Here is a 208-nt window from a genome sequence, read left to right as displayed (position 1 = left end):
GTCTGCTATTCCTCAGTGAATCTGACGCGCCCTTTGAGGTTGTTCACTGGAAAAACTTAACCGCTTTTGCTCCAGAACGCTCAAAAACCCCAGATACTCATCCCCGTTGCCGAGCATGAATTTTCATCGCCGTGCATCGCGTTTTTCTCGCAGTCATCCGCCTATCCGGGTACTTCTTGACTAGGGTAGGGTTGTGACAGTGGCTCGA

General features: G+C 51.0%; 1 protein-coding gene. It reads left to right on the top strand.

Annotated elements, in window-relative coordinates; genetic code table 11:
• Nucleotides 1-2: 2 nt before the first annotated feature.
• A complete protein-coding gene (locus tag OSCIL6407_RS38215; protein WP_324603638.1) occupies nucleotides 3-119 on the top strand; it encodes a nuclease A inhibitor family protein in 117 nt (38 codons plus the stop codon).
• The last annotated feature ends 89 nt before the right edge of the window (nucleotides 120-208 follow it).

The sequence above is a fragment of the Kamptonema formosum PCC 6407 genome (assembly GCF_000332155.1).
GTDB classification, from domain to species: Bacteria; Cyanobacteriota; Cyanobacteriia; order Cyanobacteriales; family Microcoleaceae; genus Kamptonema; species Kamptonema formosum.
Note: the sequence above shows the minus strand (reverse complement) of the source record. Positions and strands in the feature narration are given on the sequence as shown.